Below are 12,732 nucleotides of genomic sequence, written 5' to 3' on the forward strand. Positions count from 1 at the left end.
GGCAAGTCGCTGTAGGGGCGGGAGAAATAGGCGTAAGTTCAGGCCTACGAGGCCAGGAGGCCTCACGATACGTTTTCCGGCCGCCGAGAATCGCGGCCGCTGGCAGCCGAGGTGATGGATGCAACACGTCGCACAGGAAGAAGCTCGTCAGGACCTCTTCAAGCAGCTCCGGCAGCGGCTGGAAAGCCGGCTGGAGCAGGACAAGGCCGAGCAGGTGAATGCCTTCGCCCGCTACTTCTATGCGGCCGTTCCGCTGGAGGATCTCACCGATCGCCGGCTCGACGACCTCTACGGGGCCACCCTGTCGGTGTGGCACTTCCTTCAGCAACTCGATCCCGAGGCGCCCAAGGTGCGAGTCTTCAACCCCAGTTTCGAGGAACATGGCTGGCAGTCGACCCACACCTTCGTCGCCGTGCTGCATCCTGACATGCCCTTCCTGGTCGACTCGGTGCGTATCGAGCTCAACCGTCGCGGCATGACCGTGCATGCCATCCACAATTCGGTGCTGGCGGTGGCCCGTGACGACCAGCATCGCCTGGAGCGGGTCGCTTCGCCCGGTGAATCCGGTGCGCCCGAGGCCCGGGAGTCACTGATTGCCATCGAGGTGGATCGCCACTCCGACCCCGACGAGTTGGCGGAGATCGAAGACAGTCTGCAGGAGGTGCTGCGTGACGTGCGCACGGCGGTGGCCGATTTCGAGTCGATGCGCGACAAGGCCCGGGAGGCCCTTGAGGAGATACAGGGCTGCTGCCCGCCGTCGATCGACAACGAGGATCACCGTGAAGCCATCGCCTTCATCGAGTGGCTGTTTCATGACAACTTCACCTTTCTGGGCTATGACGAGTACGAGGTCAGGCAGGAGGGTGACCGGCAGTCCCTCGACAAGGTGCCCGGCAGCGAGCTGGGGGTCTTTCGCCTCGATCAGCCGCGCTACCAGGAGCGTATCCGCACCGATATCGGGGTCGAGGGCGACCATTATGTGCTGGTGCCCCAACTGCTGTCGTTCGCCAAGAGCGCCCACCATGCCCGGGTGCACCGCCCGACCTACCCCGACTACATCTCCATCGACCGCTACGACGATCAGGGCAAGGTGATCGGTGAACGTCGCTTCCTGGGGCTGTTTACCTCCAGTGTCTACAATGAGTCGCCGCGCAACGTGCCGATCCTGCGCCGTAAGCTGCAGAGGGTGATCGACAAGGCCGGCTTCAATCCCAAGGGGCACAACGGCAAGCAGCTGATGCATATCCTCGAGGTCTACCCGCGTGATGACCTCTTCCAGATCGATATCGACGAGCTGACCCAGACGGCACTGGGCATCCTGGATGTCCGTGAGCGTCGCCGGGTGCGGCTGTTCATCCGCGAGGATCGCTCCGGCCGGTTCTATTCCTGCCTGGCCTTCGTGCCGCGCGATGTCTTCTCCACCGAGTTGCGGCTGCGCATCCAGGACCTGCTTTGCGAGGAACTCGACGCGACCTTCGGGGACTTCAATACCTATCTCTCGGAGTCGGTATTGGCGCGTATCCAGTTCATCCTGCGCTTCAAGGGCGACAGGCCCGTGTCATATGACCTCAAGCGCCTGGAGGGCAAGCTGGCCCGGCTGGCCCGCAACTGGCGCGACGACATGCACGGTGCCGCCATCGAGGCCTTCGGGGAGGAGCAAGCCAACCTGCTGATGTCACGCTTCCGCGATGCCTTCTCGGCGAGCTATCGGGATGACTTCAGTGCCCGTTCGGCGGTCTTCGACCTGGAGCACATCGGCGAGCTGGACAAAGGGGCGCCTATCGCCCTGACGCTCTATCGCCTGGTCGAGGAGGAGGGCAGCGGCGTCAATATCAAGCTCTTCCATCGTGATGCACCGATCCCGCTCTCCGATGTCCTGCCGATGATGGAGAATCTCGGCCTGCGGGTGATCGGCGAACGTCCCTACGAGGTGCAGGCCCGCGACGCGACCTACTGGATCCACGACTTCGATCTGGAGCACCATACCAGTACCGAGGTCAACCTCCAGGAGATGCGTGACCCCTTCATCGAGGCCTTCCGGCGTATCTGGGTGGGCGAGGCCGACAACGACCCCTTCAACCGGCTGATCATCGGCGCTACCCTCGACTGGCGCGAAGTGGCCATGCTGCGGGCCTACGCCCGCTACCTGAAGCAGATCCGCTTCGGCATGTCCCAGGACTATATCGCCACCACCCTGGTCAACCATCGCGAGATCACCCGCGAGCTGGTGACCCTCTTCGAGCTGCGCTTCGACCCTGCCGAGAGCTCCGACCCCGATGCGGTCGAGGCCTGCCAGTCGCGCATCCAGTCACTGCTCGACGAAGTGGCGAGCCTCAACGACGACCAGCTGCTGCGCCGCTATGTGGAATTGATCCTGGCCACGTTGCGCACCAACTATTACCAGTGCGACGAGCAGGGGCGTCACAAGGACTATATCGCCATCAAGATGCAGCCCTCGAAGGTGACCGGCATGCCCAAGCCGCGTCCGGTCTACGAGATCTTCGTCTGCTCGCCGCGGCTCGAGGGCGTGCACCTGCGGGGCGGCAAGGTCGCCCGGGGCGGGCTGCGCTGGTCCGACCGTCACGAGGACTTCCGTACCGAGGTGCTGGGCCTGGTCAAGGCCCAGCAGGTCAAGAACGCGGTGATCGTGCCGGTGGGCGCCAAGGGCGGCTTCGTCTGCAAGCGCCTGCCCGAGACCGGCAATCGTGATGACCTGCAGCAGGAGGGCATCGCCTGCTACCGCACCTTTATCCGTGCCCTGCTCGATGTCACCGATAACCTGGTCGGGGGTGAAATCGTGCCGCCCCGCGACGTGGTGCGGCATGACGATGACGACATCTACCTGGTCGTGGCCGCCGACAAGGGCACCGCGACCTTCTCCGACATCGCCAACGAGATCTCCGCCGAATACAACCACTGGCTCGGTGATGCCTTCGCCTCCGGTGGCGCCAACGGCTACGACCACAAGAAGATGGGGATCACCGCCAAGGGCGCCTGGGAGTCGGTCAAGCGCCATTTCCGGGGCCTGGGCGTGAACACCCAGCAGGACGAGTTCAGCGTGCTGGGCATCGGTGACATGGCCGGTGACGTCTTCGGCAATGGCATGCTGCTGTCCGACCAGATCCGTCTGGTGGGGGCCTTCAACCACCTGCACATCTTCGTCGACCCCGACCCGGATACGTCAGCCAGCTTCGCCGAGCGCAAGCGCTTGTTCGAGATGCCGCGTTCGAGCTGGGAGGACTACAACAGCGAGCTCATCTCCGAGGGGGGCGGAATCTTCAAGCGCAGCGCCAAGTCGATTCCGATCTCCCGCCAGATGAAGACGGTGTTCGGCATCCGGGAGGACCGCCTGCCGCCCAACGACCTGATCCGCGCCATGCTCAAGTCGCGGGTGGACCTGATCTGGAACGGAGGGATCGGCACCTACGTCAAGAGCAGCGAGGAAACCGATGCCGAGGTGGGGGACAAGGCCAACGACGTCCTGCGCATCGACGGTCGAGAACTCCAGTGCCGGGTGGTCGGCGAAGGCGGCAACCTGGGCCTGACCCAGCGCGGGCGCATGGAGGCGGCAGCCAGAGGCGTGCGAGTGAATACCGATTTCATCGACAACGCCGGCGGGGTCAACTGTTCCGACCATGAGGTCAACATCAAGATCCTCATCGACGAGGTGGTCACGCGTGGCGACATGACCGAGAAGCAGCGCAACCAGCTGCTGGCCGACATGACCGATGAGGTCGCCGACCTGGTGCTGCTCGACAATTACCGCCAGACCCAGGCGATCGACCTGGCCGAGCAGCTCAGCGCTCAGGGCATCGGCCCCTTCCGGCGCTTCATCAGCGAGCTGGAGGCCGCCGGCCAGATCGATCGCGAGCTGGAGTTTCTGCCCAGCGACGAGGCCCTGATGGAGCGGGCCAGCAACGACCAGGGCATGTTCCTGCCGGAACTCTCGGTGCTAATCTCCTACGCCAAGAGCGTGCTCAAGGGCGATCTGATCGCCTCGGAGGTGCCGGATGACCCGACCATTACCCGCTACGTGGAGCGGATCTTCCCCAAGGTGCTGGTCGAGCGCTACCCGGACGAGATGTACGGCCATCGCCTGAAGCGCGAAATCGTGGCGACCCAGGTGGCCAACGATCTGGTGGACCACATGGGCATCGTCTTCGTGCGTCGGCTGCTCGACGCCACCGGCGCCGGACGCGCGGATATCGCCCGAGCCTATGTCATCGCCCGGGAGAGCTACCAGCTATCGCGGCTGTGGGAGCAGATCGAGGCGCTCGACAACCGGGTGCCCAGTGCCACTCAGTACGCCATGATGCTGGACCTGATGCGCATGGTGCGTCGCGCGACCCGCTGGTTCCTGCGCAATCGCCTCAGCCTGAGTACGCGGGATGCCATCGACTATTTCGCCCCGCGTCTTGCCCAGTTGCAGGAAGGGATCGGCAAGCGGCTGCGCGGTGAGGAGCGCGAGGCCTGGGAAGCGCGCCGTCAGGAACTGGTGGCCGCCGGCGTCCCCGAGGGCCTGGCGGCCACGGTGGCTGCCGCCGGCAGCCTCTACGCGGGACTGGGGATCATCCAGGCGGCGCTGCAGACCGACCAGAAGCCCCAGCGAGTGGCCGAGGTCTTCTACGAGATCGGCGATCGCCTGCAGCTGCCCTGGATGAGCCAGCAGATCACCCAACTCAAGGTCCGTGACAGCTGGCAGGCCCAGGCCCGGGATACCTTCCGTGATGACATCGACCGACAGCAGCTAGCGCTGACAGTAAGTGTGCTGGGCATGGAGGACGGTCCCTGGGAGTCGGTGGCACGTGTCGACCAGTGGCTTTCGTACCATCAGGGCATGCACCAACGCTGGTGTCGTCTGCTGGATGAGGTCGGCGGCGGCAGCCAGGGGGGCTTCCCGCTGTTTGCCGTGGCGGTCCGCGAACTGGTGGACCTGGCCGAGAGCAACCAGGAGAGCTGAGCGTCGCGCGTCGCTGGCCTCGGATGCCCCGCCGGCTGGGCGGGGCAGGTCAAGCCATCATGCCTAAAGCAGGAAAAGGGTGGCCAGGCCCAGGAAGGCCATGAAGCCGATCACGTCGGTGACCGTGGTCAGGATCACCGACCCAGAAAGGGCCGGGTCGATCCCGGCACGCTTGAGCATCAGCGGGATCAGAATGCCGGCGATGCCGGCGGCTAGCATGTTGATCACCAGGGCGACGGCGATGACCAGGCCGATGCCCAGGTTCTTGAACCAGAGCACCGCCAAGACGGCGACCACCAGGGCCCAGAGCAGGCCGTTCAGGGCGGAGATCCCGACCTCCTTGCGCAACAGCCAATTGCTGTTGGTGCGACTGATCTGGCCCAGGGCCAGGCCGCGGATGGCCAGGGTCAGGGTCTGGCTGCCGGCGATGCCGCCCATGCTGGCGACGATGGGCATCAGCACCGCCAAGGCCACCAGTTGGTCCAAGGCCGCCTCGAAGCGGCCGATCACCCAGGCGGCGAGAAAGGCGGTGAGCAGGTTGATACCGAGCCAGATCGCCCGGCGCTTGGCGCTGGGCAGGATCGGGGCGAAGAGGTCCTCCTCCTCGTTCAGGCCGGCCATGTTCATCAGCGCTTGCTCGGAGTCATCGCGGATCACGTCGACGATGTCGTCGATCACGATGCGGCCCAGCAGCAGACCGTCTTCGTCGACGACCGGGGCCGAGACCAGGTCGTGGGTCTGAAAGAGGGTCGCCACGTCACGGGACTTCATGGTCACCTTGATGCTGTCCACCTCGGTGTCCATCAGGTCGGCCACGGCCCGCTCCTGATCGCTGGCCACCAGGCGAGAAAGCGGCAGCACGCCGACGAAGCGCCCGTTGCGGTCCACCACCATCAGGGTATGGGTATTGTCGGGTACGCTCTCCTTCCAGCGCAGGAAGCGCTGCACCGTCTCCAGGCTGACATCCGCGCGCACGGCAATGGTATCGGTGCGCATCAGGCGGCCGGCGCTGTCCTCCTCGAAGGAGAGGGTCTCCTCGAGTCGGCTACGCTGCAGCGCATCCATGGAGCGCAGCATGTCCTCGGCCACCTGCTGGGGCAGGTCCTCGAAGAGCTCGGCCAGATCCGCGGTATCCAGGCCGGCCGTGGCCGCCACGATCTCGTGGTGATCCATGTCGTCGATCAGGGTGCTGCGCACCTCGTCATGCACATGCAGCAGCACCTCGCCATCCACTTCCTGGGGCACGCGCTCCCAGAGGCGGATGCGTTCGTTAGGTGGCATGGACTCCAGCAGCAGGGCGACCTCGGCGGGCTCCAGATCGGCGATCACATCGTCGACCTGTTCCAGCTCCTCCTTCTCCAGGGCCAGGTGAATCCGCGACAGGCGGTGCTCCAGCGTCTCGGTGGTGTCGGTCATCTCATCTCCCTGGCGTCGTGCCGTCGAGGCTGACAACGGTTCTCGTCATTGGCCTGCGTTAGGCATGCGTTTGCCTCGACAAGTAGACCATAAAAGGGGCACTTCATGGCAGGCGGCAGCGACCGCCATCACGTCCCACGCCAGGCTCCGACACCGCGACTCGCCCCTACCCCGCATCCCTTGACGGGATGCGTCGTCATGCGCCGGGCGCGCTGGTATACTCCAGCCGCCGTCAGACCGCCAGGAGATGCCATGTATTCGCTTGCCCGTTCGCTGCTCTTTCGTCTCGAGGCCGAGAAGGCTCACGGGGTGGCACTCTCGGCGCTGGACCTGGCCCAGCGGCTGGGGGTGGCGGGATGCGTCGGGGGGCAACGGGTCGAGGACCCGGTGGAGCTGATGGGTCTGCGGTTCCCCAACCGGGTCGGCCTGGCTGCGGGCCTGGACAAGAACGCCGACCACTTGGAGGCGTTGGGCACGTTGGGCTTCGGCTTCGTCGAGGTAGGGACGGTGACACCCCGTCCCCAGGACGGCAACCCTCGGCCTCGCCTGTTTCGTTTACCGGAACAGGAGGCCATCATCAATCGCATGGGCTTCAACAATGCCGGCGTGGATCACCTGGTCGAGCGCGTCAGGCAGGTCCGTTTCGATGGCGTGATCGGGATCAACATCGGCAAGAACCTCACCACGCCGGTGGAGCGGGCCGTGGACGATTACCTGATCTGTCTGGGCAAGGTGCATCCCTATGCCCATTACGTGACGGTGAATATCTCCTCGCCGAATACCCCGGGACTTCGTAACCTGCAGTTCGGTGCCCATCTCGATACGCTGCTGGGAACGCTGCGCGAGGCAGGCAGTCGGTTGGATCGTGACGCCGGTCGGCGGGTGCCCCTGGCGGTGAAGATCGCCCCCGACATGACGCTGGACGAGGTAGCCCTGGTCGCCCGGGCGCTGGCGGACAACGGCATCGATGCGGTCATCGCCACCAATACCACCGTCTCCCGCGAAGCGGTGACCGGACTTCCTCATGCCGACGAGCAGGGCGGGCTATCGGGACGTCCGCTGTTCGAGCCGTCCAATGCGGTGGTTCGTGAGCTGCGCCGCCACCTGCCTACGCTGCCCATCATCGGGGTGGGGGGCATCGACAGCGCCGAGACGGCCGTGGCCAAGGTCGAGGCCGGTGCCGACCTGGTCCAGCTCTATTCGGGGTTCATCTACCGGGGGCCGGCGCTGGTGGGGGAGTGCGCCCGAGCCCTGAAGGCCCATGGTGACAAGGCCTGAAGGGCAAACGCAAAAAGCCCATGGCTATGCCATGGGCTTGATAGAATCGCCAGTTCGTCTGACGGTGGGTGATGGGCCCGAGTATGAAAAAGGGTCACACCACCATGGGGTTCTTGTGAATGCCGGAGACCCCTGTCATGCCGGCCCATTGATCCCCACGACCTTCACGCCAACCGCTCATCCAGTACTCGCGTAGATTGATATCCTGACTCGGACATTCATCGCGGGAACGACCCGAGAGACCTGCCTTGTACCCATGGACATAGGCACGCTGGAAGCGATCACGTTTCTGTCGTTTCATTGGACTACCTCTTGATGAAGGTACCGACAAGAACTCGACCTCGAGATCGGAGTTCATTATGCCCGGACTCCCGTGGCAAAGTGACAGCAGGCAAGTGGCCTCCGTGCACTCAAACAGGATCCGTCAACAAAAACGCATGCGTTCTTCAGTAGCTACTGAGTCATTGATAGCCCAACTGGCATGCCATTGTCGACCGACGATTTGTAACAGGGCGTTCACGCGAGCGTCACCCTCAACACTCGCCCCGGCACCATGCCGATGGACCTCTCATGACTGATATACACGCTTCCGTCCCTCTCGCCTTCCTGGCCACTTGCCCCAAGGGCATCGAACTGCTGCTGGCCGATGAGCTGGCCAGGCTGGGGGCCGAGCCGGGCAAGACCACGGTTGCCGGCGTCCACTTTCGGGCCAGCTTGGCCTGCGCCTATCGCATCTGCCTGTGGTCGCGGCTGGCCAACCGGGTCATCCTCTGTCTGGTGCGCGAGGAGGGCGTCGAGCATCCCGACCGGGTCCGCTCGGCCACGGCGGCCATCGACTGGCGGGCGCATCTCGGTCCAGGGCGCAGCCTGGCTGTTGACTTCCATGGCCGCTCCGAGCAGATCCGTCATACCCGCTTCGGCGCCCAGACGGTCAAGGATGGCGTGGTGGATCGCCTGCAGGCGGAGGGCGCGCCGCGACCGAACGTGGATACCCGGTCGCCGGATCTGCGACTCTATGCTCACCTGCATCGGGGGCGCTTGCTGCTGGGGGTGGACCTGTCCGGCGACAGCCTGCATCGGCGCGGCTATCGTCGCGACGTGGGCCATGCCCCGCTCAAGGAGAACCTGGCTGCCGCCCTGCTGATCCGCGCCGGCTGGCCTGAGCTGGCCCGTCAGGGCGCGCCGCTGGTCGACCCGTTGTGCGGGGCCGGCACGCTGCTGATCGAGGCGGCGATGATGGCCGCCGACATGGCCCCCAACCTGCAGCGCGAGTGCTTCGGTTTCCATGGCTGGGCCGGTCATGACGAGGCCGGCTGGCGCGAGCTCAAGCGCGAGGCCGAGGCCCGGGCGAGCATCGGCCGCAAGCGCTGTCGCTCGCGGCTCTTCGGCTTCGACCGAAGCCCGCCGGCCCTCGCGGCGGCCAAGGCCAATGCCATGCGTGCCGGCATCCCGGCCCTGATCACCCTGACCGGTGCCGGGGTAAGCCAGCTCGAGCGACCGGCACAGCTGTCGGAGACGACCCGGGGACTGGTGATCACCAATCCGCCCTATGGCGAGCGGCTCGGTGAGTTGCCCGAACTGGTCGGGCTCTACGGCGAGCTGGGCAAGCGGGTGAAGGCCGCCTTTCCCGGCTGGCGGTTGGCCATGTTCACCGCCAACCCGGACCTCGGCCACCGCCTCGGCCTGCGAGCCACCAAGCACTATTCGCTGAAGAACGGGCCTCTGGACGCACGGCTGCTGCTGATGGAGGTCCCGGAGGACGAGGCCGGGGCCGGCGGCGAGGCGACGCAGGCTTCGACGTCGGCACCGCGCTCCGAGGGGGCCCAGATGTTCGCCAACCGGCTGGACAAGAACCGCAAGCGGCTGAAGAAGTGGCTCAAGCGCTCCGGCGAATCCTGCTACCGGCTCTATGACGCCGACATGCCGGAGTACGCCTTGGCCATCGATGTCTATGGCGACCATGTCCATGTGCAGGAATATGCCCCGCCCCGTTCCGTCGAGGCGGCCCAGGCGCAGAAGCGCCTCTTCGATGCGCTCTCGGTGATCCCGGACGTACTGGACGTCGACCCCGCGCGGGTGGTGGTCAAGCGTCGCGAACGCCAGACCGGCAAGGGGCAGTACGAGAAGCAGGCGAGCCGCGGCGAGCGCTTCGCGGTAAGGGAAGGCCATGCCCGGCTGTGGGTGAACCTGCATGACTACCTGGACACCGGGCTCTTCCTCGACCACCGGCCGGTGCGGCGCCGGTTGGCGGAGATGGCGCCCGGTAAGCGCTTCCTGAACCTCTTCTGCTATACCGCCAGTGCCACCGTGCAGGCGGCGCTGGGAGGCGCGGCCGACAGCGTCAGTGTCGATCTCTCCAATACCTACCTCGACTGGGCGCGGGACAACTTCGTTCTGAATCGTCTCGATCCGTCCCGTCACCGCGTGGTCCGTGACGACTGCCAGCACTGGCTGGAGACCGCCGGCGGCCAGTTCGACCTGATCTTCATGGACCCGCCGACCTTCTCCAACTCCAAGCGGATGGACGGCACCCTGGACGTGCAGCGCGACCACGGCCGCCTGGTACGCCTGGCCATGGCCCGGCTGGCACCGGGCGGCACCCTGGTGTTCTCCAACAACCAGCGGCGCTTTTGCCTCGACGAGGACCTGACGGCCGAGTTCTGGGTCGAGGAGATCTCGGCGAAGACCTTCGACCCGGATTTCAGCCGACGCCCAAGCCTCCATCATGTATTTCTGATTCGACACCGGGAGGGCGCATGATCCGGCTGAGGCTCTATACCACCCTGGGCTGTCATCTCTGCGAGCAGCTCGAGGCGCTGCTGGCCACCCTGATGGCCGTCGAGTATCGCCTGGACAGAATCGAGATCAGCGAGGACGATGGCCTGGTCGAGCGCTACGGGGTGCGCATCCCGGTGCTGGTGGATGCCCGGGGCGATGAGCTGGAGCGGGGCTTTATGCCCGAGCGCCTGGCCGGGTGGCTGGCGGCGCGGGGCTGGCGGGACGAGGCGGCCTGGCATCGGTTGCAGCGGCCGCTCGGCGAGGAGGTGGTAGCGGGCGAGCCAGAGCCGGCAAGGGGCGCGACGCGGCGCGGCGGGCGGCGCTACCTGGGATGATGATCAGGCGCCGGACCGGCATCCTATTGCGCGCTGGGCGCTACAGCGCGTCCAGCAGCGAGAGCTGGCGGACGGCGTCGCGCCCCTCGGGACTGTGGTCGTCCACCTCCAGCACCTTGTGGAAGCCCCGGGAGGCCTGGATGGTGGCCTCGTCGTCCAGCCACATCCTGGCCTGGTCATGGGTGTCGGCGAGCTGGTGCTTAAGGCCGCCGAACTGGGTGCCGATCTGCCCCCAGGCGCGGCTGAAGATCCAGTCGCCGAACATGTCCTGGTGCACATGCACCAGCACATAGTCATGGTCGGTTTCCCAGCGGACGATCACGGCGGCTCCCTGTCGGCAGGCGCCGCCAGTAGGGCGGCGCTTCGGTGCTGGCGCCTATTGTAAGCGCTCACGCTGCCCGGACAAGCCATGTTATCCCTACCCAGGACAATTGCAGTTGGGTCTAGCGAGGGGCGCCGGGGACAGGTCGAAGAGGGGGTCCTACGCCATGGATGGCGTCGGTAGCGCCCAGGGAGGGGTTCATAGCGCCCCCTCGCAGACCTGTCGACGGATCAGCCCCTAACTGCGATAGCCCTGATCCCTACGCATCAGGAGTCATCACATGAGAATCATCGTCGATGCCAATGTCCCCACCGCCGAGGCCTGCTTCGGGTCCCTGGGCGAGGTCGTCTCGGTGCCGGGTCGCGAGATCGACGTGCACACGCTGCGGGATGCCGATGCCCTGGTGATCCGCTCCATCACCCGCCTCGATGCCTCGCTGATCGAGGCTGCCCTGCAGGCCGGCTCGCGGCTACGCTTCGTCGGTACTTGCACCATCGGCACCGACCATGTCGACCAGGCGGCACTTGCGCACCACGGGATCGCCTTCGTCAGTGCCCCGGGCTGCAACGCCGAGGCGGTGGTGGACTATGTCCTGGGAAGCCTCTCGACCCTGGCGGAGCGCCAGGGCTGGCGACTCGCCGAGCGACGGGTCGGCATCGTCGGGGTGGGCAATGTGGGCGGTCGCCTGCTGGGCCGCCTACAAGCGTTGGACATCGAGTGCCTGGCCTGTGATCCACCACGGGCCGCAGCGGAGAGAAGCGATGGCTTCCATGATCTCGATACCCTGATCGCGGATTGCGACGTGCTCTGCCTGCACACGCCGCTGGTGCATGAGGGGCCCCACGCTACCCATCACCTGCTGGATGCCAGGCGCCTCGCCGAACTGGCGCCGGAGACCGTGCTGCTCAATGCCGGGCGCGGTGACTGCGTGGACGGGGCGGCGCTGCGCCAGCGACTGGCCGGGCGGGGGGACCTGACCGCCGTGTTGGACGTCTGGGAGGAAGAGCCGGCCATCGACGCCGCCCTGCGTGACCTGGCCGAGATTGCCACGCCGCATATCGCCGGCTACAGCCTGGACGGCAAATTGCGTGGCACCCATCACATCTATCGGGCCCTGGCCCGGCATGTCGGGCTGCCGGCGCGATTGACCCTGGCGGACCTGGCGCCCGCCCCTGCCTTGCCGGCCCTTACCCTGGACGACGGCCTGGCCACCGAGGAAGCCCTGCGTCTGTGCATGCGCGCCGTCTACGACGTGCGCCGCGACCACGACAGCCTGTGGCGTGAGACCCGCCGCCAAGGGCTGGCCAAGGGCTTCGATGCTTGTCGGACCCGCTATCCACTACGCCGAGAGTTCTCGACCCTGGAGGTGACGCTGCGCCCGGGGGCCGAGGAGCTGGGGCCGGTGCTCGAGGGGGCCGGTTTCCGCCTATCGTTGGCTTGAGCCACGAGCCACGAGCCACGAGCCACGAGCCACGAGCCACGAGCCACGAGCCACGAGATTCGGGCCACGAGATTCGGGCCTCGAGCGGTTGGCAGCAGGCTTGAGTTTCACGGAGACTGCCCGCAGCCCGCAGCCCGCAGCCCGCAGCCCGCAGCCCGCAGCCCGCAGCCCGCAGCCCGCAGCCCGCAGCCCGCAGCCCGCA

8 protein-coding genes are annotated in these 12,732 nt (G+C 66.0%); 5 read left to right on the top strand and 3 right to left on the bottom strand.

What is annotated here, in order from left to right; translation table 11 throughout:
- Positions 1-118 precede the first annotated feature (118 nt).
- Entirely contained in the window at positions 119-4,960 is a 4,842-nt protein-coding gene (locus tag FHR94_RS13915) for an NAD-glutamate dehydrogenase (protein ID WP_183326327.1), read from the top strand.
- Positions 4,961-5,023: 63 nt separating this feature from the next.
- Here the strand turns inward: FHR94_RS13915 and mgtE are convergent, their stop codons facing one another.
- Entirely contained in the window at positions 5,024-6,376 is a 1,353-nt protein-coding gene (gene mgtE, locus FHR94_RS13920) for a magnesium transporter (RefSeq protein ID WP_183326328.1), read from the bottom strand.
- 252 nt (positions 6,377-6,628) lie between these two features.
- Between mgtE and FHR94_RS13925 the strand changes: the two genes are divergently transcribed.
- Complete coding sequence (locus FHR94_RS13925; protein ID WP_183326329.1) at positions 6,629-7,654, top strand: quinone-dependent dihydroorotate dehydrogenase; 1,026 nt, start codon at positions 6,629-6,631, stop codon at positions 7,652-7,654.
- A gap of 94 nt (positions 7,655-7,748) precedes the next feature.
- Here the strand turns inward: FHR94_RS13925 and rmf are convergent, their stop codons facing one another.
- A complete protein-coding gene (gene rmf, locus FHR94_RS13930) occupies positions 7,749-7,955 on the bottom strand; it encodes a ribosome modulation factor (RefSeq protein ID WP_183326330.1) in 207 nt (68 codons plus the stop codon).
- 269 nt (positions 7,956-8,224) lie between these two features.
- Between rmf and rlmKL the strand changes: the two genes are divergently transcribed.
- Entirely contained in the window at positions 8,225-10,414 is a 2,190-nt protein-coding gene (rlmKL, locus tag FHR94_RS13935) for a bifunctional 23S rRNA (guanine(2069)-N(7))-methyltransferase RlmK/23S rRNA (guanine(2445)-N(2))-methyltransferase RlmL (RefSeq protein ID WP_183326331.1), read from the top strand.
- Positions 10,411-10,767 (top strand): glutaredoxin family protein, encoded by a 357-nt coding sequence (locus FHR94_RS13940; RefSeq protein ID WP_183326332.1) that lies wholly within the window; start codon positions 10,411-10,413, stop codon positions 10,765-10,767. Before rlmKL ends, FHR94_RS13940 begins: the two co-directional genes overlap by 4 nt.
- Before the next feature lie 40 nt (positions 10,768-10,807).
- On the opposite strand, the gene FHR94_RS13945 is transcribed toward FHR94_RS13940, so the two are convergent.
- A complete protein-coding gene (locus FHR94_RS13945) occupies positions 10,808-11,089 on the bottom strand; it encodes a hypothetical protein (protein WP_183326333.1) in 282 nt (93 codons plus the stop codon).
- Positions 11,090-11,369: 280 nt separating this feature from the next.
- Here FHR94_RS13945 and pdxB point away from each other — a divergent pair, with 280 nt between their 5' ends.
- Positions 11,370-12,530: a 4-phosphoerythronate dehydrogenase PdxB gene (gene pdxB / locus FHR94_RS13950; protein WP_183326334.1), complete on the top strand. Its 1,161-nt coding sequence runs from the start codon at positions 11,370-11,372 to the stop codon at positions 12,528-12,530.
- Positions 12,531-12,732 lie beyond the last annotated feature (202 nt).

This window comes from Halomonas cerina (assembly GCF_014192215.1).
GTDB lineage: Bacteria > Pseudomonadota > Gammaproteobacteria > Pseudomonadales > Halomonadaceae > Halomonas > Halomonas cerina.